Raw genomic sequence first — 26,604 nt, 5'->3', positions numbered from 1 at the left:
GCTAAATTCTTTCGGTTAATACGGAGACAATTTTGTTGTCAGGAAAAAATTCTTTTAAAATTACTTTTACCATTGTAAAAACCGGAATGGCGATAATCATTCCCACAATTCCAAAAGTAATGCCGCTAATTAAAGTAATCAGGAATATTTCTAACGGGTGCGAATTTACACTTTTTGACGAAATTATGGGCTGACTAATATTATTATCAATTGCCTGAACAATTAAAAAACCTATGATTACATATATAGTTCGGGGTAAAATCTCCGATTGAAAATCGCTTCCAATCATGCTTATCATCGTTAAAAGACCTGCTAAAATAGTTCCGATAATAGGTCCTATATACGGAATGATATTTAAAATGGCACATAAAAAAGCAATTACAAAAGCATTTTGATTTCCAAAAATCATTAAAACAATCAAATACAAAATAAATACAACTGTTAATTGCAGCAATAAACCAATAAAATAACGTGTTAGGAAATGATTTATTTTTGCGATAGAATTTAAAATTTTGTCTTCGTTTGTATCCGGCAAAATTTTTCTTGCAGTAGCTTTAAACGCGTCCTGATCTTTAATAAAGAAAAAAGTAATAAAAAATACCGAAACCAATCCCATTCCCATATCAGCGACAAAACCTAAAATCGAATTGATGAAACCTGTAAAATAACTAAAATTGAACATGGATGTTATTTTAGAATCTTTCAATACTTTGTTTAAATCTACGTGCGGAATATTAAAATAAGTTTCAATACTTTGTTCTGCTTCCAGAAATTGCGTTTGTAAATGATCGGTGTCGAGTAAAGATAAATTATTGGCTTGCGAAATAATCAGCGGAACGAACAAAAATATAAAACCAACCATTGTTAATATAAAAACAATTATGGTTGTTGTAGCGGCTAATGAATTTCCGAATTTTAATTTATTTTTTAAAAATTGTACTAACGGATTTGCTATTAAACACAATATTAAAGAAATGCATAAATAGACAATTACGGTTTGTATTTCATATAAGAAATATAAAATCAGGGCAACAACTAAAATGGTGGTTAAAGCTCGTAATATTCCGTTAGATATTATTTTTGATGTGATCATGATTGGGTTTTAGATGATAAATATAGGAAAAAGCTTTGAAATTTTGGTACTAAAACAAAAAAAGCGAGATAGTGTATATCTCGCTTTTAAGTGTATTATGTTGAATATCTTTTAGATACCAAATGCAGCTCTTGGACCTCCGGTTACAAATATTGCAGCCATTCTGCTTTTTTGTCCGTTAGAGAACATGTACATTGCATTATCATCTGTATAATCCATGTAGTTCATTGTCATTTCTACAGGAGTTCCAGAACAAGTACTGTAATGAGGATACGCAGGTACACCGTAATTTGCAGTGTTGTGAGTTGGCGTATCAGATACTAAATCGCTTCCGCAAGTTGCATCTCCCCAAATGTGACGTAAATTCATCCAGTGACCAACTTCGTGAGTAGCAGTTCTTCCTAAGTTGTAAGGAGCGTTTGCTGAACCTGATAAACCAAAATATTTAGAGTCAATTACAACTCCGTCAGTAGCCGAAGCTCCACCAGGAAATTGAGCATAACCTAAAATTCCGCCACCAATAGTACAAGCCCATAAGTTAAGCTTTGTTGTTGGAGTAGTTGGTGCAAGACCTCCCTGAGCCGTTTTTTTCATGGCATCATTTGTTCCCCAAGATGTTTTTGTAGTCGATTTTCTAATAACCTGATCTAAAACAAATGAAATACCTACATTTGCTTTTACACCAGAAAATAGTGCAGGAACACTACCAAAATCTGAGTTTAACGCATTAAAATCCTTGTTTAATACATCGATTTGTGTTTGAATTTGTGCATTCGAAATGTTTTCAGCAGTAGTTCTGTATAAAACATTTACAACAACCGGAATTTGAACTTTGCCATTTACAAGTTTACCTGTAAGCATAGCTTTGTTTGTAAAAGCTTCAATTTCATTCATTCTGATCGCTAATGTAGGATCAGCTTTTAATTGTGCTTCTAAAACTTCCTGAGTGGCACATCCTCTTTGGGCAATTGCACTTACACCTGAATCTGCTGATTCTGATTGATCATTTTGACATGAAAACAGCAATAAGGCTGTAACTGCGGATAAAAAAACTTTTTTCATAATAATAGGGGTTTTTGTTATAATATTGTTGATTAGTTAAACAATATCGCAATTTTATAACAAAAGTTTTACGTAGCAAAATATTTACAAATAATTATTTGTCAGAATTTTACAAACCCTTATATAATCTAGTTCTTACAAAAATTCAAGACAATTTATTAAGAAGTAATTTCGTACAAAGCGATACTTGCAGCCTGAACAACATTCATCGAACTGTTTTTTCCGAACATGTTTATGTGTACAATCTGGTTCGAAATCTTTAAAAGTTCATCGCAGATTCCGTCAATTTCACTTCCCAGTAAAAGTGCAATTTTTTGGTTATCAGGAATTACAACTTCTTTTAAGGGTTTACTATTGCTGGCAATTTCCAAAGCAATAATTTCGAAGTTGTTTGAAGTTAAGTAATCAACAAGTTCTGTTGTTTGTTCGATTACAATATGCGGCACATAAAGATGTGTGCTTCTTGAAGTTTTATTGATTTTTCTGGGTGTGAGCGGAATATCTTTTCCTAAAAAAATAATATTTTCCACACCAAAAGCTTCTGCAATTCTAAAAAGAGAACCAATATTTTGTTGAAAATAAATATGATCACAAACCAGCGTTATGGGAAACGTTTTTCGTTCAAATTGATTTTCTTCGTGAGTAAGCTGCACTTTTTAAGGTTTAATTGGTAAAAATATAGTTGATGATATTGGCACCCATTTTTAGCGCTTTTTCTCTAACAGCAAGCGGATCGTTGTGTACTTCTGCATCTTCCCAGCCATCGCCCAAATCACATTCGTACGTGTATAATAAAACCAATTTATTGTCGACAAAAATGCCAAAAGCCTGAGCACGAGTACCATCGTGTTCGTGAATTTTTGGTAATCCGTTAGGAAAAGGAAACGGTTTTTGAAAAATAGGATGATTGGCAGGAATTTCAATTAAATTATTATTCGGGAATATTTTCTTGATTTCTTTTCGAATGTATTGATCCATTCCGTAATTATCGTCAATATGCAGGAAACCTCCGGATGTTAAATAATTTCTCAAATTACTAACATCGGCATCGCTAAAGACCACATTTCCGTGTCCCGTCATATGTACAAAAGGATACGAAAGCAAGTCAGGATTTCCGGGTTCTACCGTTGATGGTTTTGGTTTTATCCTTGTATTGATATTAGAATTACAAAACTGAATTAAATTGGGCAGTGATGTAGGATTTGCATACCAATCGCCGCCACCGCTGTATTTTAATAAAGCAATTTCCTGTGAAAAGGAATGTGTGGAAATAAGTAATAATAAGTAAAATATTTTTTTCATGTAATTATAAATTATCTTGTTTTTTTACTCTAAACGCTCTGCTGTGTCATTTCGACCAAAGGGAGAAATCACATTCAGAGAGCAACGCACCGTGGTTACGTTATGTGATTTCTCCCTTTGGTCGAAATGACACAATCCAGTCCTCTAAATGACACAATTAATTCGATGTTTCATTAAAGAAAACAACACTATGACAAGCCACAACTGCAGCAGTTTCAGTACGTAAACGTGTGTTTCCCAGCATTACCGGCTGAAAATTATTTTCTAAAGCCAATGCAATTTCCTTTTCAGAAAAATCGCCTTCGGGACCAATTAATACCGTTACATTTTCGTTTGGCTTTAAAACATCTTTCAATGATTTTTTATCGGTTTCTTCGCAATGGGCGATCAATTGCAAACCATCATTTTTTTGTTTTATGAATTCTTTAAATGAAATTGCCTCGTTTAATTTTGGCAAATAGGTTTCATTGGATTGTTTCATCGCCGAAAGAATGATTTTTTCAAAACGTTCTTTATTCACCACTTTTCTTTCTGATCTGTCGCAAAAAACAGGCGTAATTTCCTGAACACCAATTTCAGTAGCTTTTTCCAGAAACCATTCAAAACGATCGTTCATTTTGGTTGGCGCAACCGCAAGATGTAAACGAAATTTCGGTTCCGGTGTTTTTTTTATCGAAAGCACTTCAACAATACATTTATTGTCAGACGCCAAAGTAATTGCGGTTTCAAACAATAAACCAAATCCGTTTGTGACGTGGAGAATATCGGAATCTTTTTTTCGTAAAACTTTGATTATATGACGGCTTTCTTCTTTGTCAAAAGAAAAAGTTTCAGTAGTTTCGTCTATATCGGGATTGTAAAATAATTGCATAATTAAAATTGAATTCGTGCTTTTGAAACGACCGCAGAAGTTTCAAAACGATTTGATAAATATTTTTGATACCCTACAATTCCAATCATGGCTGCGTTATCTGTAGTGTATTCAAATTTTGGAACAAAAGTTTTCCAGCCATATTTGGCTTCGCTTTCTTTCAATCGGGTTCTGATTCCTGAGTTTGCCGAAACTCCGCCGCCAATCGCAATTTGTGTAATGCCGGTTTCTTTTACCGCTAATTTTAATTTATCCATCAAAATTTCGATAATCGTATATTGTATAGAAGCGCAAATATCGTTGAGGTTTTCTTCGATAAAATTTGGGTTTTCTAACTTTTTCTTCTGAATAAAATATAAAATGGCTGTTTTTAATCCGGAGAAACTAAAGTCTAATCCGGGCACTTTTGGTTTTGTAAAGGCAAAAGCTTTCGGGTTTCCTTCTTTGGCATATTTATCGATTAAAGGTCCGCCGGGATAAGGAAGTCCGAGAATTTTTGCACTCTTGTCAAAAGCTTCTCCAACCGCGTCGTCAGTGGTTTCGCCAATAATTTCCATATCAAAAAAGCCATTAACTTTTACAATTTGCGTATGTCCGCCGCTAATCGTTAAGGCTAAAAAAGGAAACTCAGGTTTATCAAATCCTTCTTCGTCTATAAAATGCGCTAAAATATGCGCATGCATGTGATTTACAGCAATTAACGGAATATTTAATGCTAATGAAAGTGATTTGCTAAACGAACTTCCTACCAATAATGAGCCCATTAAACCGGGACCTTGCGTAAATGCTATGGCGGTTAATTGATCTTTTTGTACATTTGCTTTACGAAGCGCCGCATCAATAACAGGAACAATATTCTGCTGATGTGCTCTCGAAGCCAGTTCAGGAACAACGCCCCCATATTGATTGTGAATTAGCTGGTTGGCTACAACATTTGAGAGTACTTTATCGTTATGTAAAACTGCAGCAGCAGTATCATCGCATGAACTTTCGATGGCAAGAATAAAAACCTCTGAATTTTGCATATAAAGGCACGAATTTTGGATTATATTTGACAAATCAAATTTTTAAATTTATTTGATTGAAGTAGACGCCAAAATTAAAGAATTTTTTATCAAAAACAGTCGTTCTTTGTCTGTTCATAGTAAATTTAAAAGAAAACTAAAATTAAAAAGCTATCAAAAAAGTAAAGAAAATAATATCACGAACCCTAATTGGGTTAATTTTACTTTTGTTGGCATTGGCTATAACACTGTCTTTGCCTGTGGTTCAGACAAAAATTGCCAAATATGTTACAGACTCACTCAACAACGATTTTAAAACAGATATTACGATAGATAAAGTTGCCATTAATATTTTTGGCGGCGTTAAACTTAAAACCGTACTAATTCGTGATCATCATAAAAAAACTTTAATTTATTCAGATATTATCAGTACTGATATTTTAAGTGTAAAAAGGCTTCTTGATGGCGATTTAATTTTTGGCGATCTTCGCTTAACAGGTTTGGTTTTTAATTTGAAAACCTACAAAGGCGAAAACGAAAACAATATCAATAAATTTATTCGCTTATTCGATTCTGATAAACCTTCTAAAACCAATAAACATTTTTTATTGACAGCCAAAAATGCCTATATCTCAAAAGGAACATTTTCGGTAATTGATGAAAACAAGAAAACGCCAAAACTTATTGATTTTAAAAAACTGAATGCTTATATCAGCGATTTTAAATTATATGGACCGGATGTAAATACGACTATTCACAGGTTTTCATTTGAGGATCATCGCGGTTTGTATGTTTCTAATCTGGCAGCGAAATTTAGTTATACTAAAAAACAAATCAAGCTTGAAAATTTAGCCATAAAAACCAAAAGATCATCGATTTATGGTAAAGCAATTTTAAATTATAAAGTTGGGGATTTCCTGGCATTTACAGATAAAGTGAAGTTTGATGTTGCGGTCGATTCTGCGTCAATTGCCACAAATGATATTCGTTATTTTTATGACGGATTGGGCAAAGACCAGCATTTTAAGCTTAAAACTAAACTAAAAGGAACGCTTAATAATTTAAATTTAAAAAGGTTAAAACTTACTGATACAAACGGTTCGCGAATTATAGGAAACATTAATTTTAGAAATCTTTTAGGTACAAAAGAGCAGAAATTCTCCATGGATGGAAAGTTTGACAGATTAACTTCCAGCTATGATAATTTGGTGGTTTTACTGCCTGTTGTTTTAGGGAAAAAACTTCCGAAGGAACTACAGAGAATTGGTAAATTTAATATTGTTGGTAAAGCAAAAGTTTCGACAACGGAGCTGGAAAGCGATTTTAAAATAGCTACAGATTTAGGAAATGGTCAGGTAAATTTGCACCTGAACAATATGGATTTTATTGATAAAGCGTCTTACTCCGGTAATATTATTTTGGATAATTTTGATGTTGGAGCATTGCTGCAGCGAAAGGATATTGGTAAAACAACTTTAAATTTAGATGTTGACGGTGTTGGTTTTACAGAGAAATATCTAAACACGATTATAAAAGGTGATATTGAAAAACTGGATTATAATAAATACACGTATAATAATATTGTGGTTAACGGTAATTTTAAACTGCCTTATTATAAAGGACAAATTTCTATAAACGATCCAAATTTGACCTTAACATTTGATGGTTTGGTTGATTTAAGCAAGCGCGAAAGTAAATACGATTTTCATATTAATGTTGAAAATGCTGATTTGAAAAAATTGAAGTTCGTAAACGATTCCATTTCTCATTTTCAGGGAGACGCGGTTGTTGAAGTTACCGGAAATTCGATCGAAAATCTACAGGGAAATATTTACATTAAAGACGCGGTTTATCAAAATCCAAAATCGACTTATGCTTTTGATGATTTAACGGTTAATTCTAGTTTTGATGCTGATAAATTACGTACCATAACCATTAATTCTACGGATATTGTTAATGGTAAAATTGTGGGTAAATTTCAGTTTGCTCAATTAGATAAACTGGTAATGAATTCAGTAGGAAGTCTTTATACGAATTACAAACCTTATAAGGTTAAAAAAGGACAATTTTTACGTTTCAACTTTCATGTTTATGATAAAGTGGTCGAAATGTTATATCCTGAAATCAATGTTGATTCATCAACTGTGGTTCGTGGAAAAATTGATGCTGATTTGAATGAATTTAAATTTAGGTTTAAATCGCAAAAAATAACTGCTGCAAAAAATACGTTTGATAATATCAGGATTAATATAGATAATAAAAATCCGCTTTATAATGCTTTTATTGAGTTAGATAGTATCAAAACGCCTTATTATAAAATTCGTGATTTCAATTTGATTAATGTAACATCAAAAGATACTTTGTTTGTTCGTTCAGAATTTAAAGGTGGCGAAAAAGGGAATGATTATTTTAATATGAACTTGTATCATACTATTGATAAAAACAAAAATAATATTGTTGGTATCAAAAAATCTGAGATGAAGTTTAAGGATTATTTATGGTATTTAAACGAAGAAGATGCATCAGATAATCAGGTTGTTTTTGATAAAAATTTCAAAAACTTTAATATAGACAATATTGTATTATCGCATGAAGATCAAAAAATTGATTTAAATGGAGAAATAAAAGGAAAGGATTATAAGGATATTGTGCTGAATTTTGAAGATGTCGATATTAATAAAATTACGCCGTTAACTTCAAAATTTGTGTTTAATGGTAATTTGAACGGAAAGGTCAATTTTAAACAGAATAAAGATGTTTATCAACCCACGGCATCTATTGTTATTGACCATCTTAACTTAAATAAAACGGAATTAGGTACTTTAAATTTTGATATTTCGGGAGATGAAAGCCTGAGAAAATTTACTATAAATTCATCGATACAAAATGGTTTTTCGGAATCGTTTAGTGCCAACGGAAGTTTTGCGATCGAAAATAAAGAAACTATTCTGGACTTAAAGCTAAAACTTGAAGGCTTTAATTTAGCCACTTTAGGAACTGTTGGCGGAGACGTTTTGTCGAATGTTCGAGGAAGTGTGTCCGGAAATGCCGCGGTTGTGGGGAATCTTAAAAAACCGGAAATCAACGGTAGATTATATGTCGAAAAAGCCGGAATGACCATTCCGTACCTTAATACAGATTATGAATTAAGCGATCGAACGGTTATTGATTTAACTGATGAGAAATTTTTGTTTAGAAATAATCAGTTAACCGATACGAAATACGGCACAAAAGGATTGCTGAACGGAAGTATTGAACATCATAATTTTGGCGACTGGAAACTCGATTTAACCATAACGACGAAACGATTATTGGCACTTGATACCAAAGACAGCGATGATGCGGCTTATTTTGGTACTGCATTTATTAATGGTACAGCAAGTATAAAAGGACCAACAGAAAGTTTGTTTATTAAGGTAGATGCTAAATCTGAAAAAGGAACGGAAGTTAAGATACCTATTAATAATGTGCAAAGTGTAGGGGAGAGCAGCTGGATACATTTTGTAACGCCAAAAGAAAAATACAATCTCGCAAATGGTATTGTTGAAAAAACGCGAAATTATAACGGACTTGAACTGGAGTTTGATTTTGATATTACGCCAGATGCGGAAGTCGAAGTAATTCTGGATCGAAATTCCGGTCACGGTATGAAAGGAAAAGGATATGGTTCGTTGTTATTTAAAATCAACACATTGGGTAAATTTAATATGTGGGGAGATTTCCAGGCATACGAAGGAACTTATAACTTTAAATACGGAGGTTTGATCGATAAAAAATTCGCCGTTAAAAAAGGCGGATCTATTATTTGGGAAGGTAACCCGATGAAAGCCCAGTTGAATCTTGAAGCCGTTTACAGAACATCTGCAAATCCTGCTGTATTGCTGGATAATTCATCCTTTAATAAAAAAGTACCGGTAGAAGTTGTAATTGGTTTAAGAGGAGATTTAACGAGCCCGGAGCCTAATTTTGATATTCAGTTTCCGTCTGTAAGTAATGTTTTAAAATCAGAAATACAATATAAGTTAGATGATAAAGATGTGCGCCAAACGCAGGCATTGTATTTACTGTCGACAGGTTCGTTTATGAGTCCGGATGGATTTAATCAAAGTGATTTATCTGGAACTTTTGCTGAAACTGCTGCCAGTTTATTGGGTGGAATCATTAAATCAGATAATGATAAGTTTAATATTGACCTGAACTTTATATCTGCAGACAAACGAATTGGTCAGGAAGCCGATGGTCAGTTTGTGGCGAATATATCGTCTCAAATTAATGAAAAAATATCCATAAACGGAAAATTAGGAGTTCCGGTTGGAGGCGTTAATGAATCTGCGATTGTTGGAGATATTGAAATTCTTTACAGAGTAAATGAAGATGGTTCTATGAATCTTCGTTTGTTTAATAAAGAAAATGATATTAATTATGTTGGTCAGGGAATTGGTTATACACAAGGAGTTGGTATTTCGTATGAGGTAGATTTTGATACTTTTAGTGAATTGGTCAATAAGATATTTAAGAACCATAAATTAGAACGATCGTTAAAAAGTTCTCCTGATGATTTGCCGGATTCTTATGTAAATCCGGATTATTTGAATTTCTCAAGTTCAAAAGAAACAGATAAGAATAAAAAGAAATCTGATAAAAAAGACGAGGAGAAACCTAAGCCGCAACAAAATAATAACAACGAAGGATATATTCCTGACGATAATGATTTTTAAGCAAATCGCTTAAAAAACGTTAACTTTCTCAAAACCATTTTTATAATGGTTTTTTTTGCTAAATTTATAAATTAATAAAATTTTTGAATTTTAGTTCCACACAGATTTTTATAACACTTCATTTATGTATTGTTAATTTTAGAGATTTAATTAAAAAATACATCTTTTATTATTTTAAATGAATTTTTTCATATCAAAAAACTTATTAACGAAAACGTTTGAATTTAACATATTTTATTAATTTATGACAATTACCACCTGTAAAGTGGTGAATGTTTGCTAATTTTACACTTTAATACTTAAATAATGCCAAAAACAATAAAAAAAGTTGGTGTTCTAACTTCAGGAGGAGACTCACCAGGAATGAATGCCGCAATACGATCAGTTGTTCGAACATGTGCTTATCATAATATAGAATGCATCGGAATTTACAGAGGGTATCAGGGAATGATCGAAGGTGATTTCAAAGAAATGGGTCCCCGAAGTGTAAATAATATTGTAAATAAAGGAGGAACGATCTTAAAATCAGCTCGTTCTCTTGAGTTTAAAACACCTGAAGGTAGAAAAAAAGCGCACGAAAACCTTTTAAAAGCAGGAGTTGATGCTCTTGTAGTTATTGGCGGAGACGGAAGCTTTACCGGAGGTTTGGTTTTTAATTCAGAATTTGGTTTCCCTGTAATGGGAATTCCGGGTACAATTGATAATGATATTTTTGGTACAAGTCATACATTAGGATATGATACTGCTTTAAATACAGTTGTAGATTGTATCGATAAAATTAGAGATACTGCAAGTTCACATAACCGATTATTTTTTGTAGAGGTTATGGGTAGAGATGCAGGGCATATTGCTCTAAACGCAGGTATTGGAGCCGGTGCCGAAGAAATCCTTATTCCTGAAGAAGATTTAGGTCTGGACAGATTGCTGGACTCACTGCAAAAAAGTAAAGCTTCGGGAAAATCATCAAGTATAGTAGTTATTGCTGAGGGAGATAAAATTGGTAAAAACGTATTCGAATTAAAAGATTATGTTGAAGCTAATTTACCTGAGTACGACGTAAGAGTTTCTGTTTTAGGACACATGCAGCGTGGTGGTTCTCCATCTTGTTTTGATCGTGTTTTAGCGAGCCGTTTAGGTGTAAAAGCAGTAGAATCTTTAATTGAAGGTAAATCTAATTATATGGTTGGTTTACGTGAAGATAAAGTAGCTCTAACACCATTAGAACAAGCAATTAAAGGGAAATCTGAAATTGATAGAGAATTATTGAGAGTGTCTGACATCATGTCAACATAAAAATAAAAGTTTAAATAAGGAATGAAGTTTATTGTGAGGAAATTAGACTTTAAATTAGTGTAATAAAAACAAAAGCAAAAATTAAGTAAAATGTCAAAAGTAAAATTAGGAATAAACGGATTTGGACGTATCGGAAGAATCGTTTTTAGAGAATCATTCAACAGAGATAATGTAGAAGTAGTAGCAATCAACGATTTATTAGATGTAGATCACTTAGCTTACTTATTAAAATATGATTCAGTTCACGGTCGTTTCAACGGAACTGTAGAAGTAAAAGAAGGAAAATTGTATGTAAACGGAAGAAATATCCGTATCACTGCAGAAAGAAATCCTGCTGACTTAAAATGGAACGAAGTTGATGTTGATGTAGTTGCAGAATGTACAGGTATCTTTACAACTATCGAAACTGCAAATGAGCACATTAAAGGTGGTGCTAAAAAAGTAATTATTTCTGCTCCTTCTGCAGATGCTCCAATGTTTGTAATGGGAGTAAATCACGAAACTGCAAAAGCTTCTGATTTAGTAGTTTCTAACGCGTCTTGTACAACAAACTGTTTAGCGCCTTTAGCTAAAGTTATTCACGATAACTTTGGTATTGAAGAAGCTTTAATGACAACTGTTCACGCTACAACTTCAACTCAAATGACTGCTGACGGACCTTCAAGAAAAGACTGGAGAGGTGGACGTGCTGCTTCAATCAATATTATTCCTTCTTCAACAGGAGCTGCAAAAGCAGTTGGAAAAGTAATTCCATCTTTGAATGGTAAATTAACAGGAATGTCTTTCCGTGTTCCTACAGCTGACGTTTCTGTAGTAGATTTAACTGTAAAAGTTTCTAAAGAAACTTCATACGAAGAAATCTTAGCGGTTTTAAAAACAGCTTCTGAAACTACAATGAAAGGTATTTTAGGATATACTGAAGATGCAGTTGTTTCTCAGGATTTTATTTCTGATAAAAGAACTTCAATTGTTGATGCTACTGCAGGAATTGGATTGAATTCTACTTTCTTCAAATTCGTATCTTGGTATGATAACGAATACGGATATTCTTCAAAATTGATCGATTTATCTGTGCATATCGCAGGTTTAAAATAATAATATATAAATTTGGCAAATCCCGTTATCTAAAGGTAACGGGATTTTCTTATTTTGTTTTGTCTTTAATTAATGTAAAAAACACACTTTTAAATTGATGAAGAAAAACTAATCCAAAAAACTAAAAAAAATGAAATTAATAGTTGATAGTGGATCTACAAAAGCAGACTGGATTGCAATTGATGATAATGGAAAAGTATTATTCACGACACAAACTTTGGGATTAAACCCTGAAATTCTTGACGGTCCTGAAATTGTTTCAAGATTAAATGATCGTTTTGATATTTTGCAAAATAAAAAAAATGCCACTCACTTATTCTTTTACGGAGCAGGTTGTGGAACGGAGAGAATGCAAACAGCACTTTCACAAATATTCCAGGAATATTTTAATAACGCTATTGTAGAAGTTCATGAAGATACTTATGCAGCAGTTTATGCTACAACTCCAAAAGGAGAATCAGCAATTGTTAGTATTTTAGGAACAGGTTCTAACTGTAGTTATTTTGATGGAAAAGTATTGCATCAAAAAGTACAGTCATTAGGTTATATTGCCATGGATGATTGCAGTGGAAATGTTTTCGGAAAAGAATTAATCAGAAAATATTATTTCAATAAAATGCCTAAAGATTTGGCGGTTGAATTTGAAAAAGAATATAATCTGGATGCTGATTATATTAAGAACAAATTATACAAAGAACCAAATCCAAATGCTTATTTAGCGACTTTTGCTAAATTCTTAATCAAACATAAAGATTCAGAATTTTGCCGAAAAATTATTTTCAAAGGAATGAAATCTTTCGTGAAAAATTACATCAAGCAATTTGATAATTGCAAAGAAGTTCCTGTGCATTTCGTAGGTTCTATTGCTTTTTATCTGAAAGATGAATTACAGGAAACATTTGATAAATACGAACTTCAATTAGGAAACGTTTTAAGAAGACCTATTGACGGATTAATTGCATACCATGTTGCTAATCAATAATTAAATTTATTATATGGAAATTGCTATTATTGCTCACGATGGAAAGAAGGCAGATATGGTACAGTTTTTAAATAAAAACAAAACCCTGCTTCTTCAGGAAAACATTAAATTAATCGCAACAGGAACTACCGGAAGCAAGGCTGTAAATGCTGGTTTTAAAGTAAAAAGAAAACTTTCAGGACCAATGGGAGGTGATGCCCAGATTGCTGCACGTGTTGCCGAAGGTAAAACGCAGATGGTTTTCTTTTTTAAAGATCCTCTGGCAAGTCACGCTCATGAAGTTGATATTAATATGCTTATTCGTGTTTGCGATGTACATAATGTGCCATTAGCAACAAATGAAGCTTCTGCTCAATTATTACTTAATGCTGTCGCACTGCAATTATAAAATTTTACATATTTAAAATTATATTTAAAACCGTTTCATTTTAATGAAACGGTTTTTTATTGTTATTAAATTTATTAAAATCATATAATCGCCAGTCTTTTGCTGATATTTAGTTAAATATTTGATTTTCATGGCTTTAAATCGATGATTTAATTTTTATTAACGTAAATTTGATACTAAATTTATTGTTAAATCATGAAAAAAGGAAATACGTTAATTGCGATTATTGCTCATGATAATAAAAAAGCGGATATGATTCAGTTTTTAATTAAAAACGGACTTACGCTGCAACATGAGAAGGTAAAACTTATCGCTACAGGATTATTAGGAAGAAATGCAGAAAAATCAGGCTTTAAAGTAAAAAAAATGCTTCCCTGTTCTATGGGCGGTGATGCTCAAATTGCCTCAAAAGTAGCGGAGGGCAGAATTAATATTGTCTTCTTTTTTAAAGATCCCCTGGCAAGCCACGCACATGAAGTTGATGTAAATATGCTGCTCAGGATTTGCGATGTTCATAATGTGCCGCTGGCAACAAATGAAGCCACGGCACAATTATTATTAAATGCTATTGTACAGCAATTATAGAAATTTCTACATTTACATTTTTTGGTAAACAGGCGACCTGAACTGTTTCACGTGCAGGAGCAGTTTTTTCGTCAAAATAAGAACCGTAAACAGTATTTATTGCAGCAAAATTATTCATGTCCATAATGAAAATGGTTGCCTTTACAACATTCTCAAAAGTCATATTTGCAGCTTCTAAAATAGCAGCAATATTTTGCATAACCTGATGGGTTTCATCATTAATGTTTTCTGTAATGATTTCTCCCGAAGCAGGATTAATTGCGATTTGACCGGAGGCATAAAGTGTATTTCCTGATAATACGGCTTGATTATAAGGACCGATTGGTGCAGGCGCTTTTTCTGTAAAAATTATTCTTTTCATAATATAGATTGTTAAATGCTGGAATAGATTACTTAATCACTAAAAAAAGAAATTAATGGTTAAGGAAATATTTGATCTAAAATACGATTTATTATCGATTAGAAGCGCTTCGTTTGTTCCATTTAATATCGCTAAGAACACCGGATTTAATTCCGATAAAGAAATTCCAGTTAGAATTTGTTCCTAACGGACTCCAGTTAAAAGCCATTCTCCAGCTCAATAAATCTCGTTCAAAACGAAACTGAGTAAACGTAACTCCTTTTTGTACAAAGTCATAACCGGTAGAAACCCCGCCTTTCCATTTTGGAGTAATATCCATATTGGCAGAAATCATGATCGAGTTTCCTGTTATTTTATTTTCACGATTTAAGTTAGAATACGTCAATGAATACGCCATTGTCATATCCCACGGTATTTTCGAATTAAAGAACTCTGTAATAACATCCTCACCATCATCTTTTTCATTCGCAAACTGGCTGTTTCGGCTGTCATTTAAATCGGTATTGGTACCAAATAAATCATCTTTACGACCACCGTTCCGTTCACTCTGCTTGTTTTCTTCTTTTACACCTTTATTCGAAAAAGAATAATTTAAGGTCACGTTTGCACTTGTAAGCCTAAATAAACTTCCACCATTATCGATATTATAAACATTTATTTTGGCTCCGGAATTGTCGATCGCATACGGATCTAAAGTTGCACCAAAATTGACATTCATTTTATTTTCAAAAAATTGAGTTCCACCGCTTACAAGAACAGGCTGCCATGCGAGAGTTTCTTTTCCGTTGGCATTAAAATTATAACTTGTACTGAAATTTAAATTGTTCAGTAACATGATCTTTTTAGGTTCTGTTTTTGTACTGTCGCTGTCTCTTACTTTGGCTTCAAAAGTATTGCTTAAAGCAAATGCCACAATGTTCGAGTTATCTTTACTAGGAGCACCGTAAACACCGCCTTCAAAACGGGTATATTCAGTCGTAATTCGACCCGAAGCATCTACAGCATACGTATCGTAGTATTTTTCAAAACTTGGCGTGTATGCGTACGTAACAGTTGGTCGCATAACGTGGCGAATCGACTGGATTTTTTTATCATCTCCAAAATTAAAAGTACCATAAATAGTAGTACCTAAATTCGTACTCAAATTATAAGTTCTAAACGCATCAAAACCGTTGATTGTTTTAGTTTCAACCTTACTTAATTCTGAATTATAATCTTTTTCGATTGTTTTGGTTACCCATGTTTCCTGATAATTGGTAGAAGCTCCTGCACTAAAATATTTAAATATTTTGAAGTTGGTACTAATCGGAATCGAGTGCTGCATCCCAATTTGCGCATCTCTGAACATTTGTGGTTTAAAAAACAATGAATCCGTAGTTACAATATTGTTTTTACCGCTCAGATTATATTGTAAGTTGATGTTTTTTATAAACCCCTTTTTTACGCCATCTTTACCAACAAACGGATATACACGATCAATACTTGCCTGCAAAGTAGGTAATGTCATGTTTATAACTTCGGTTTGGGTATTTTGTGAGTGCGTTGCAGTTAACGATATTCTCGCCTGCGGAATGGTATTGAATGTTTTATTATAAGAAATAGAGGAACTTAATGTATTATTTAAATTTGATCCAACGTTCGCCTGATTAATAGATTGCTTAAAATATTTACTACTACCTAAGTTTACGGATGCAGAAAAAGTAGAATTCGGATTTGACTTGGTGTCTTTCGAATGCGACCACTGAATGTTGTAAATATTCTGTTTCGAATAATCCGGATAACCTCTTTCACTGTTTATCAGGTTTTCAAAACGAATATTAATATTACCTCTGTATTTATATCGGGTTGCATATGCCGATTCAAACCGCATGGCATAACTTCCGTTTGTATAATAATCTCCCAGAACAGTTAAATCGTAATTATCGCTTAAAGCAAAATAATAACCCATGTTTTGAAGCGAGAATCCACGTGTATTCGAGTCATTATAACTTGGGATGATGATTCCTGAAACGCTCTTTTCCTGACTCATAGGAAAATAAGCAAAAGGCAATGCCAGTGGAGTAGGCACATCAGCAATAACCATATTGGTTAAACCGGTAATTACTTTTTTTCCCGGAATAAATTTTACTTTACTGGTACGGAAATAATATTCAGGATTATCGACATCTTTAGAAGTGGTAAATCTTGCATCTTTTAAAAAATAAACAGAGTCGTTTTCTTTTTTGGTAATGGCAGCTTTAACCTTAAATTCTCCTTGTTCTGTTCTTGAATTAAAAATTAAGGCTTTTTTTGTTTTAAAATTAAAGCGAATAGAGTCAGGCTGAACTTCACTTGCACCTTGTTTAAAGTTTGGATATTGAGTTAATACACCCGCAGAATCTTTTATTCTGCCAGCATACACTTCATCTTTCTCATAATCAAGTACAATGATACCGGATTTTAATTCGACATCTTTGTAGTATAATTCCCCTTCATTATAAAGAGTGATTCTTTTTTTCTTCTGATCGATTTTTGCGTAATCTTTCGCTCTGTATTTTACCTTACCATCCAAAAAAGTCTTTGTAGGTCTGACAGTATCTAATTTTATCGTATCAACGACGGCTGTATTGGATTTATCTGTTTGTTTTTCAGTTGATAATGGATTTTTTTTAGATTTTATCTCTTGCGAATATAATTTACCACAACCTAGTGTTAGGAAAAATGATAATAAAACGATATTAAATAAGTTTGTATGCAAAGGTTTAAATGCTATTTTTGTAAAAGTATGGCTTGTTTTTTGACATGTCAAACTTACATATAATTTTTTGGCAAAAATAATCAATTGTAAAAATTATAGCAGTTGCATTTTATTAAAATTAACTTTTAAATTTATGAACATATTTAACAAAACTAGATTAATCTTTAGTTTTTTTCTAACGATAACGACTTTTTGTGCTTACAGTCAATCAAATGTATTTAAAGTAACTCTTGATGCCGGACACGGTGATCATGACTTTGGTGCTGTTTATAGCGGTCGGATAGAAAAAAATATTGCATTGGCTATTGTGTTAAAAGTTGGAAAATTACTGGAAGCAACTCCCAATATTAATGTAATATATACTCGTAAAACAGATGTTTTTATTGATCTTGTTGAAAGAGCCAATATTGCAAACAGGGCAAATTCGAATATTTTTGTGTCGATTCACTGTAATGCAAACAAAAATACGGCTGCAGACGGGACCGAAACTTATGTAATGGGTATAAGTAAAACAGCCTCGAATCTTGAAGCTGCGAAAAAAGAGAACTCGGTAATTACATTAGAAAAAGATTATAAACGTAAATACGAAGGATTCGATCCAAATTCTCCGGAATCAATGATTGGATTAACATTAATGCAGGAAGAATATCAGGATAACAGTATCTCACTTGCTGATAAAATTGAATCTAATTTTGAAAAACTAGGAAAAAAACTTCGTCAGGGCGGCGTAAAGCAAGCGCCATTTATGGTACTTCATAAAGCATATATGCCAAGAGTTTTGGTAGAAACAGGATTTGTTTCTAATCCTGCAGAAGGTACTATTTTAAATTCGGAAGAAGGACAAGATGATATTGCCAAGGCTATTGCCGAAGCAATTATAAGTTATAAAAGAGAATATTTTGGTTCTGGAATTCCGGAAGCAGATACAAGACCGGCAAAAGACACTTCGAGTTCAAAACCTAAAGTTACCGAAACGCCTACAGTAATAAAAAATGCTCCAAAAGGTACTTTTTTCAAAGTACAGCTTATTGCCAGTATCAAAAAAACGCCATTAGAACCTAAAAACTTTAAAGGTCTTAAAAATGTAACCATGTTATTTGAAAACAATATATATAAATATTTTTATCAGGAAACCTCAGATTACGAAACAGCTAAGAAATACTTGCAAGAAGCTAAAGATAAAGGGTATGGAGCGTCTTTTTTAATTGCATATAAAGATGGAGAAAAAATCAATATTCAGGACGCAATTAAATAATAGCCACAAGTTCGAATATTTATATTAATTTTGTATTAAACACTAAGAATTTTGAAAATAACAAGAGAAATTAAAACGGCAATATTAGTTATCGCATCAATTTTATTATTTATTTGGGGCTATAGTTTTTTAAAAGGCAAAGACCTTTTTACAAATTACCAGACATTATACGTTGAATATGATAATGTGGAAGATTTGCCACAATCAGCTTCCGTAACTTTAAACGGGCTTGCAATTGGAAAAGTAAGTAAAATTTCAATCAATGAAAATACAGGTAAATTATTAGTAGAACTTCAGTTAAAAACTGATTTCCCTATCTCTAAAACCAGTAAAGCAGCATTATATTCTCCAAGTTTAATAGGAGGAAAGCAAATCAAAATTATCCCAAACCTTGCAGATAAAGATCTGGCAGTTGATGGACAAACTTTAGAATCTGCTGTAGAATTAGGATTAACCGAGTCTTTAGGCGGAAAAATCGAGCCAATTCAGCAAAAATTAGACCTAATGCTTGCTAATATAAATACGCTGGTTTCAGGATTAAACAATGTTTTAGATAAAAAAGGACAGGAAGATTTGAAAAAATCATTATCAGAACTAAGCCAGACAATGGAACAATTTCATAGAGCTTCAGGAAGTCTTAATTCTATTTTAGATACAAACAAAGGTCAAATTAACGGAGTTGTGACTAATTTTAATAAAATGTCAAGCAACTTCAATAAAATATCAGATTCTTTAAACAAGGCAGATTTAGGTAAAACAGTGAGAAACCTAAACCAGACTTTGGCTAAAGTTGATGGAATAATGAGTAACCTAAACTCTGGAAAAGGAACTGCCGGAAAATTATTAAACGATGATGCGTTGTATAATAATCTGTCTAAAACTTCAAAAGAGTTAGAATTATTATTGCAGGATGTTCGTCTTTACCCAACACGTTATGTAAACGTTTCTCTTTTTGGGAAGAAAAACAAACCATATGTTGCACCTGCGGAAGATGCAAAAACAACAGACAAAAAATAATACTGACAAAATAATACTGACAAAAATAATACAGGATAAATAAAATTATAAAATGAGTTATTTAGACAATATTTTATTTGCTATACTTCTGATAGCTGGTTTTGGTTTTTTTGCATCGAGCGTAAAAAAAATTATCCGAAACATTAATTTAGGAGTTGATGTAGATCGAAAAGACAATCCGAAGGCACGTTGGGGAAACATGGCTTTGATTGCGCTTGGACAATCTAAAATGGTAAAACGTCCTGTAGCAGGGATATTGCATATTGTTGTTTATTTAGGTTTTATAATTATTAACATCGAATTACTCGAAATCATCATTGATGGTTTGTTGGGTACACACAGAATATTTGCTCCTTATTTAGGAGTGGTTTATGATGTTTTGATTGCGTCTTTTGAGATACTTGCAATTTTAGTTTTTGCAGCAGTTTCAGTATTCTGGATTAGAAGAAATATCATAAGACTGAAACGATTCATAAATCCGGATTTAAAAGGATTTCCTAAAAGTGATGCCAATTACATCTTGTATTTTGAGATGGTCTTAATGACATTGTTTTTATTGATGAATGCTTCTGACTATCATTTACAAAATGTTCCCGGAGAAGTTTTTCATAAAGCAGGAAGCTTTCCTGTAAGTCAGTTTATAGCGCCAATTTTTAACGGAATGTCAAACGAATTAGTTGTTTTATTGTTTGAATTATTCTGGTGGCTGCATATTGCAGGGATTTTGGTTTTCATGAACTATTTATACTTTTCAAAACATTTACATATACTTTTAGCGTTTCCAAATACCTATTTTGCAGATTTAAATCCGAAAGGGAAATTTGATAATTTAGAATCCGTTACAAAAGAAGTAAAATTAATGATGGATCCTAATGCTGATCCGTTTGCCGCAGCTCCCGTTGATGAAAATGCAGCGCCGAGTAAATTTGGAGCAAGCGACGTTCAGGATTTAAACTGGGTTCAGTTATTAAACGCCTATACCTGTACAGAATGTGGACGTTGTACATCATCTTGTCCGGCAAATCAAACCGGTAAAAAACTGTCTCCTCGTAAAATTATGATGGACACAAGAGACCGTTTACAGGAAGTAGGTAAAAATATTGATGCTAATAAAGGCGTTTTTGTTCCGGATAATAAAACATTATTAAACGATTATATCACTCCCGAAGAATTATGGGCATGTACATCCTGTAATGCCTGCGTAGAAGAATGTCCCGTAAATATTAGTCCGCTATCTATTATTATGGATATGCGTCGTTATCTAGTGATGGAACAAAGTGCGGCTCCAATGTCACTAAACGCCATGATGACAAACATTGAAAACAATGGAGCGCCTTGGCAATACAATCAACAGGACCGATTGAATTGGAAAAACGAAAATTAAGATAGTTTAAACGGTTATTTGTTTATCCGTTTAATCGATTGAATAAAATATTTAAGGTTTTTGTTAGGGTTATAGTAAAGAGTACGATTAACCAAATAAGCGATTAACCGATTAAACAAAAAAAAGAAGATGTCAGAAAGTTTAGTAGTGCCAACAATGGCAGAAATGCTGGCCGAAGGAAAACAACCGGAAGTTTTGTTTTGGGTAGGTTGTGCAGGAAGTTTTGATGATAGAGCAAAAAAAATTACAAAAGCATTTGTACGTATTTTAAACCGTACAAACGTATCTTTTGCAGTACTTGGTACGGAAGAAAGCTGTACCGGAGATCCGGCAAAAAGAGCAGGAAATGAATTTTTGTTTCAAATGCAGGCCATGATGAATATCGAGGTTTTGAATGCGTACGAAGCAAAAAAAATTGTTACAGCTTGTCCGCATTGTTTTAATACTTTAAAAAATGAATATCCTGAACTGGGAGGTCAATACGATGTAATTCACCATACAGAGTTTTTAAAGTCGTTAATTGATGATGGAAGACTGACAGTTGAAGGTGGACAGTTTAAAGGAAAAAAAATAACTTTTCATGATCCTTGTTATTTAGGAAGAGCCAATAAAGTATATGAAGCACCAAGAGATTTAATTCAGAAACTTGATGTTGAATTAGTCGAAATGAAACGCTCAAAAGCAAACGGATTATGTTGTGGAGCCGGTGGAGCACAAATGTTTAAAGATGCCGAACCAGGAAACAAGGAAGTAAACGTATTGCGTACCGAAGACGCATTAGAAGTGAAACCGGATATTATTGCAGCCGGTTGCCCATTTTGTAATACGATGTTAACGGATGGTATTAAACATCAGGAAAAAGAAGGTCAGGTGAAAGTAATGGACATCGCGGAGTTAATTGCGAATGCACAAGACTTGTAGGCTTAGGTTCAAAGTTACAAAGGTTCAAAGGGACAAAGGTTCAGAGAGACAAAGGTTCAAAGTTGCAAAGGTTCAAAGGGACAAAGGCTGAAACCTGAAACTTGAAACCTGAAACTTGAAACCTGAAACTTGAAACTTGAAACCTGAAACTTTCATGAAATCTAAAATCCATTAATCTAAAATCTAAAATTAAAAATGTATACACCTTTTGAAAATTTACCTGGTGAATCCAGAATCTGGATTTATCAATCAAACAGAAAGTTTTCTGAGGAAGAATTTTCTGAAATAGAAACTGATCTGAAAGCTTTTGTTGAAGATTGGGCAGCACACGGAACAAGTCTTGAAGCTTCGTACGAATTAAAATACAACCGATTCATTATTTTGGCTGTAAATCAGGATGTACAGGCTGCTACAGGATGTTCTATCGATAGTTCGGTCGAGTTTATTCAGAGTTTAGAGAAAAAATACAACGTTGATTTGCTGGATAAAATGAACGTTACTTTTAAACTAGGCGAACATATCGCACATAAACCATTAATTGATTTCAAGAAAATGGTTAAAGATAAATCAGTATCTGAAAATACGATTGTTTTTAATAACCTTGTAAACAATATTGAAGAATACAACGAATCTTGGGAAGTTCCTGCTGCTGACAGCTGGCACAGTCGATTTTTCTAAAAATATTTATAATAATTGAAAGGCATAAAATTTAGATTTTGTGCCTTTTTTTGTGGTTTGTCCTTTCACAAATAGTAAACGATCTGTCTTGTCAGGCTGAGCGGAGTCGAATCCCCGCAACAATTTTCCCACAACAGTTTGTCCTTAAATAAGAATAAATATCTAACAATCTAATAATCTGATAAATCCAATCTTCACAAAAATCTAACAATTGAAAACTTCAATTAAACGTGAATTTTGAGTACTTTCGTAGTTATTAAATTTAATACATGAAAATAGCTATAGTTTGTTATCCTACGTTTGGTGGTAGTGGCGTAGTTGCTACAGAATTAGGCCTTGAACTAGCCAGACGCGGACACGAAATCCATTTTATTACGTATAGTCAGCCGGTTCGGTTGGCACTTTTGAACCCAAATGTTCATTATCACGAAGTAAACGTTCCTGAATATCCACTTTTCCATTACCAGCCTTATGAGTTGGCTTTGTCAAGCAAACTGGTTGATATGGTAAAATTATATAAGATTGAATTGCTGCACGTGCATTATGCTATTCCACACGCTTATGCGGGTTATATGGCGAAGCAAATGTTGAAAAACGAAGGTATTAACCTTCCGATGATTACAACGCTTCACGGAACTGATATAACGCTTGTTGGAAATCATCCGTTTTATAAACCTGCGGTGACCTTTAGTATAAATAAATCAGATTATGTAACTTCGGTTTCGCAGAGTTTGAAAGATGATACGTTGAAATTATTCAAAATCAAGAATAAAATCAGGGTGATTCCGAATTTTATCGAATTGGATAAAGTAAAAAAAGATCCGCTTGCACCTTGTCATCGTTATGTAATGGCAAAAGAAAATGAGCGTATTATTACGCACATTAGTAACTTTAGAAAGGTAAAACGTATTCCGGATATTATTAAGATTTTTTATAATATCCAGAAAGAAATGCCGGCTAAATTAATGATGGTAGGTGATGGTCCTGAAAAAGAAAAAGCAGAAGCTTTGTGTATGGAATTAGGAATTCACGACAAAGTAATTTTCTTTGGAAACAGTAATGAAATTGACAAAATTTTACTTTTAACCGATTTGTTTTTACTTCCGTCAGAAACTGAAAGTTTTGGTTTGGCAGCGTTAGAAGCAATGGCATGTGGAGTTCCGGTTATTTCGAGTAATTCCGGTGGTTTGCCAGAAGTAAATTTTGACGGTTATTCAGGATATTTGAGCAATGTTGGAAATGTTGATGAAATGGCTGCAAATGCAATTAAAATTCTAAAAGATGATGACGTTTTAAATCAGTTTAAAGCAAATGCTTTAGAAGTTGCTAAAAAGTTTGATATCAAAAACATATTACCAAAGTATGAAGCGTTATATCAAAGAGCGATAGACGATTATAAATATGAAAAACATTAATTTAAAATATAAGCGAATGAAAAAAGTTATTTCGGTTTTAGCAGTTTTTGTTTTAATTTCTTGCGGAGCAAAAAAAACATCAGATTCAAAAGCACTTTATGAAGTTTTGACTGAGCAATCTGACGGAGGTGGAAATATTAGGTTTTTTGAAATTTTGACAGAACCTAACGAAATTAAAATGCTTGAAAATGATCCGCTTCTTGCTGATAAAATGAAACAGGCCGACATAGCAAATTCTAATTATGTTATCCTGAATATGGGCGAAAAAAACACCGGCGGATATTCAATTGGTGTTGAAAAAGTAGAAGAAACAGATAAAAATATCATTATTACAGTAAAAGAAAAAGCTCCGGCTGCAGATGCTATGGTAATGCAGGTTATTACCTATCCTTATACCGTTGTGAGAGTTCATTCTAAAAAAGAGATTATTGTTAAATAAAGGGCTTCGACTTCGCTCAACCTGACAGTATCAAAGTCTAGTTTGTCATTTCGACGTGAGGAGAAATCACACGCGTAACTCTACAAAGATTAGCGATTTTGATTATGGAGTTTCTAGTGTGATTTCTCCTCACGTCGAAATGACAAGATTGTAGTAAACCTGAAACAAAACAAACCTGAAACTTGAAACCTGAAACCTGAAACCTGAAACAAAAATATACACATAAAAAAAACCTGTCGTATTACGCGACAGGTTTCTTCTTACAATTATTTTTTAGTTTTTATTTTAGAATCTGAATTTAACTCCAAGACCTACGTCGAAGCCAAAATTGTCATCGTCATAATATCCGGAACCAATTTCAGGTCTTGCATCTAATGATAGTGTGATTGGAGCTTCAGAAAATCTATATTCTATACCGATATCTCCAGCTGCAAAAACATACGTTCCGCTATCATTATATCTTCCGTTATTGTAGTAATAATCGTGATCCCAAGCGGCTAAACCACCACCAACACCGGCGTACCAGTTAAAACCACCATCAATGTTCCAAACCCATTGGTAGAGAGCAACACCTTTAATAGCATCTACATCGCTGCTGTTTCTCCATCCTAAATCAAATTCAAGTCTGTTTTTTTGACTTAATCCTAATTGATATGATACTTCGCCTCCAAATCCGTTATTATCTCCTAAACGTAAACCTAAAGCGTGTTTCGAAATTTCTTGTGATTGAGCTGTAAATGCCAAACCTAATAGCATTATGGCAGATAAAATGATTTTTTTCATAATTCGGTATTAATTTTTTTCAAACTTACAATTACTGTAAAAGTCAAAACGTATAAAATTATCTAAAATTGTTATATAATTTACATTTAGAAAATTTCGTAAAGAATGTGTGAAAAAATTAAACCATATAAGTCAATAAGTATTTAAATAAACAGTGCGATAATAATAAGATATAAAAAAGCACAAAATATAAAGCAATTAAGTATAAAAGTAATACTTAATTGCTTCTGATGACTTATGTAATAAAACTTTCGGTATATAAGTATTTAAATAAACTTAATTGACTTATATAAACTTATATGGTTTAAAACGACAGCTAAATGCTTTTTTTATTTTTGTTTTATAATAGAATTAATTAAGTGATTGCTTAAAATGTCTTCCATTTCAAAAAGATTTTCTTCTTCGGTGAAGTTGGTTTGCGAATACGAGAATAATTTCCAGCGTTTTTTGTGGTATTCCAAAGCAGTCAGATTTTCAACCCAGTCTCCTGAATTAAGATATAAAGTTGATCCGTGTTTATTCTCTTTTTTGACTATTTTAGGTTCATGAATATGTCCGCAAATTACATAATCGTATTTTTTTTCGATTGCAAGATCTGTAGCCGTAGTTTCAAAGTCTGAAATAAATTTCACCGCCTTTTTTACGCTTGCTTTTATTTTTTTAGAAAATGAATAAGGTTCACGTCCTAATTTTGATAATATCCAATTGATAAAACGGTTTATTAAAATTAGATAATCGTAACCTAAACCACCTAATTTAGCAATCCATTTGGAGTGTTGTACAGAAGCATCAAAAACGTCTCCGTGAAAAATCCATGCTTTTTTGTCGCCTAATTCTAAAACTAATTTATCAACCAAAGCAAAATTCCCCATATTCATGTCGCTGAATTTCCTAAGAATTTCGTCATGATTTCCGGTAATGTAATACACCTTTGTACCTTTAGATGCCATTCCGATTATTTTTTGAATGACTCTTAAATGTGCTTTCGGAAAGTATGATTTTCTAAATTGCCAGGCATCAATAATATCGCCATTCAAGACTAATGTTTTTGGCTTTATGCTTGACAGATAGTTGTTTAGTTCTTTGGCGTGACTACCGTAAGTTCCTAAATGGACATCTGATAGAATGACCAATTCGACATTTCTCTTTTTCAATTTTTCGTATTTTGAAGTTTTACAAATAAAAGAATCTAACGCCGGATTTGGTTTATCAAAAGGTTAT

Annotated in this window: 23 protein-coding genes; 13 read left to right on the top strand and 10 right to left on the bottom strand. The window is 32.9% G+C overall.

The window, feature by feature from the left end:
* Position 1 precedes the first annotated feature (1 nt).
* The 6 genes from OLM54_RS09370 to tsaD all read right to left on the bottom strand — a co-directional run bounded on the left by OLM54_RS09370 (position 2) and on the right by tsaD (position 5,353).
* Positions 2 to 1,093, bottom strand: a complete 1,092-nt coding sequence (locus OLM54_RS09370) for an AI-2E family transporter (protein ID WP_264538318.1) — start codon at positions 1,091 to 1,093, stop codon at positions 2 to 4.
* Between the two features lie 111 nt (positions 1,094 to 1,204).
* Complete coding sequence (locus OLM54_RS09365) at positions 1,205 to 2,155, bottom strand: zinc metalloprotease (RefSeq protein ID WP_264538317.1); 951 nt, start codon at positions 2,153 to 2,155, stop codon at positions 1,205 to 1,207.
* A 158-nt stretch (positions 2,156 to 2,313) separates the two neighbouring features.
* Entirely contained in the window at positions 2,314 to 2,808 is a 495-nt protein-coding gene (locus tag OLM54_RS09360; RefSeq protein WP_264538316.1) for a TrmH family RNA methyltransferase, read from the bottom strand.
* A gap of 10 nt (positions 2,809 to 2,818) precedes the next feature.
* A complete protein-coding gene (locus OLM54_RS09355) occupies positions 2,819 to 3,457 on the bottom strand; it encodes a DUF4159 domain-containing protein (RefSeq protein ID WP_264538315.1) in 639 nt (212 codons plus the stop codon).
* Positions 3,458 to 3,614: 157 nt separating this feature from the next.
* Positions 3,615 to 4,328: a 16S rRNA (uracil(1498)-N(3))-methyltransferase gene (locus OLM54_RS09350; RefSeq protein ID WP_264538314.1), complete on the bottom strand. Its 714-nt coding sequence runs from the start codon at positions 4,326 to 4,328 to the stop codon at positions 3,615 to 3,617.
* Positions 4,329 to 4,330: 2 nt separating this feature from the next.
* On the bottom strand, positions 4,331 to 5,353 hold the full coding sequence (gene tsaD / locus OLM54_RS09345; protein WP_264538313.1) for a tRNA (adenosine(37)-N6)-threonylcarbamoyltransferase complex transferase subunit TsaD: 1,023 nt from the start codon (positions 5,351 to 5,353) through the stop codon (positions 4,331 to 4,333).
* A gap of 206 nt (positions 5,354 to 5,559) precedes the next feature.
* Here tsaD and OLM54_RS09340 point away from each other — a divergent pair, with 206 nt between their 5' ends.
* The 6 genes from OLM54_RS09340 to OLM54_RS09315 all read left to right on the top strand — a co-directional run bounded on the left by OLM54_RS09340 (position 5,560) and on the right by OLM54_RS09315 (position 14,393).
* The gene (locus tag OLM54_RS09340; RefSeq protein WP_264538312.1) at positions 5,560 to 10,050 is read left to right on the top strand and encodes a translocation/assembly module TamB domain-containing protein; all 4,491 of its coding nucleotides are present in this window, start codon (positions 5,560 to 5,562) and stop codon (positions 10,048 to 10,050) included.
* 306 nt (positions 10,051 to 10,356) lie between these two features.
* A complete protein-coding gene (gene pfkA, locus OLM54_RS09335; protein ID WP_264538311.1) occupies positions 10,357 to 11,343 on the top strand; it encodes a 6-phosphofructokinase in 987 nt (328 codons plus the stop codon).
* A 90-nt stretch (positions 11,344 to 11,433) separates the two neighbouring features.
* On the top strand, positions 11,434 to 12,438 hold the full coding sequence (gene gap, locus OLM54_RS09330) for a type I glyceraldehyde-3-phosphate dehydrogenase (RefSeq protein ID WP_029273106.1): 1,005 nt from the start codon (positions 11,434 to 11,436) through the stop codon (positions 12,436 to 12,438).
* A gap of 130 nt (positions 12,439 to 12,568) precedes the next feature.
* On the top strand, positions 12,569 to 13,420 hold the full coding sequence (locus OLM54_RS09325) for an N-acetylglucosamine kinase (protein ID WP_264538310.1): 852 nt from the start codon (positions 12,569 to 12,571) through the stop codon (positions 13,418 to 13,420).
* A gap of 13 nt (positions 13,421 to 13,433) precedes the next feature.
* Positions 13,434 to 13,808 carry a methylglyoxal synthase gene (locus tag OLM54_RS09320; protein ID WP_264538309.1) on the top strand — a complete coding sequence of 125 codons (375 nt, stop codon included), beginning with the start codon at positions 13,434 to 13,436 and terminating at the stop codon, positions 13,806 to 13,808.
* A 195-nt stretch (positions 13,809 to 14,003) separates the two neighbouring features.
* Entirely contained in the window at positions 14,004 to 14,393 is a 390-nt protein-coding gene (locus OLM54_RS09315) for a methylglyoxal synthase (protein ID WP_264538308.1), read from the top strand.
* Here the strand turns inward: OLM54_RS09315 and OLM54_RS09310 are convergent.
* Positions 14,374 to 14,754 carry a RidA family protein gene (locus tag OLM54_RS09310; protein ID WP_264538307.1) on the bottom strand — a complete coding sequence of 127 codons (381 nt, stop codon included), beginning with the start codon at positions 14,752 to 14,754 and terminating at the stop codon, positions 14,374 to 14,376. The two genes, OLM54_RS09315 and OLM54_RS09310, sit on opposite strands and share 20 nt — an antisense overlap.
* 91 nt (positions 14,755 to 14,845) lie before the next feature.
* Positions 14,846 to 17,542: a putative LPS assembly protein LptD gene (locus OLM54_RS09305; protein ID WP_264538306.1), complete on the bottom strand. Its 2,697-nt coding sequence runs from the start codon at positions 17,540 to 17,542 to the stop codon at positions 14,846 to 14,848.
* 82 nt (positions 17,543 to 17,624) lie between these two features.
* Here OLM54_RS09305 and OLM54_RS09300 point away from each other — a divergent pair, with 82 nt between their 5' ends.
* From OLM54_RS09300 to OLM54_RS09270, 7 genes are all read left to right on the top strand, one after another.
* Positions 17,625 to 18,746 carry an N-acetylmuramoyl-L-alanine amidase family protein gene (locus tag OLM54_RS09300; protein ID WP_264538305.1) on the top strand — a complete coding sequence of 374 codons (1,122 nt, stop codon included), beginning with the start codon at positions 17,625 to 17,627 and terminating at the stop codon, positions 18,744 to 18,746.
* 51 nt (positions 18,747 to 18,797) lie between these two features.
* Positions 18,798 to 19,763, top strand: a complete 966-nt coding sequence (locus tag OLM54_RS09295) for an MlaD family protein (RefSeq protein ID WP_264538304.1) — start codon at positions 18,798 to 18,800, stop codon at positions 19,761 to 19,763.
* Positions 19,764 to 19,815: 52 nt separating this feature from the next.
* Entirely contained in the window at positions 19,816 to 21,147 is a 1,332-nt protein-coding gene (locus OLM54_RS09290) for a (Fe-S)-binding protein (protein ID WP_264538303.1), read from the top strand.
* A gap of 129 nt (positions 21,148 to 21,276) precedes the next feature.
* On the top strand, positions 21,277 to 22,068 hold the full coding sequence (locus tag OLM54_RS09285; protein WP_042565049.1) for a (Fe-S)-binding protein: 792 nt from the start codon (positions 21,277 to 21,279) through the stop codon (positions 22,066 to 22,068).
* A 195-nt stretch (positions 22,069 to 22,263) separates the two neighbouring features.
* Entirely contained in the window at positions 22,264 to 22,746 is a 483-nt protein-coding gene (locus OLM54_RS09280) for an ABC transporter ATPase (RefSeq protein ID WP_264538302.1), read from the top strand.
* Between the two features lie 269 nt (positions 22,747 to 23,015).
* Positions 23,016 to 24,161, top strand: a complete 1,146-nt coding sequence (gene bshA, locus OLM54_RS09275; RefSeq protein WP_264538301.1) for an N-acetyl-alpha-D-glucosaminyl L-malate synthase BshA — start codon at positions 23,016 to 23,018, stop codon at positions 24,159 to 24,161.
* Between the two features lie 16 nt (positions 24,162 to 24,177).
* The gene (locus OLM54_RS09270; protein WP_264538300.1) at positions 24,178 to 24,600 is read left to right on the top strand and encodes a protease complex subunit PrcB family protein; all 423 of its coding nucleotides are present in this window, start codon (positions 24,178 to 24,180) and stop codon (positions 24,598 to 24,600) included.
* Between the two features lie 285 nt (positions 24,601 to 24,885).
* Here OLM54_RS09270 and OLM54_RS09265 read toward each other — a convergent pair whose 3' ends face one another.
* Positions 24,886 to 25,383 carry a hypothetical protein gene (locus tag OLM54_RS09265; protein ID WP_264538299.1) on the bottom strand — a complete coding sequence of 166 codons (498 nt, stop codon included), beginning with the start codon at positions 25,381 to 25,383 and terminating at the stop codon, positions 24,886 to 24,888.
* Between the two features lie 329 nt (positions 25,384 to 25,712).
* Positions 25,713 to 26,537, bottom strand: coding sequence for a UDP-2,3-diacylglucosamine diphosphatase (locus tag OLM54_RS09260; RefSeq protein ID WP_264538298.1), 825 nt, complete (start codon positions 26,535 to 26,537; stop codon positions 25,713 to 25,715).
* Between the last annotated feature and the right edge of the window lie 67 nt (positions 26,538 to 26,604).

The organism is Flavobacterium sp. N1736, from assembly GCF_025947065.1.
In the GTDB taxonomy this organism is placed as follows: Bacteria; Bacteroidota; Bacteroidia; order Flavobacteriales; family Flavobacteriaceae; genus Flavobacterium.
Note: the sequence above shows the minus strand (reverse complement) of the source record. Positions and strands in the feature narration are given on the sequence as shown.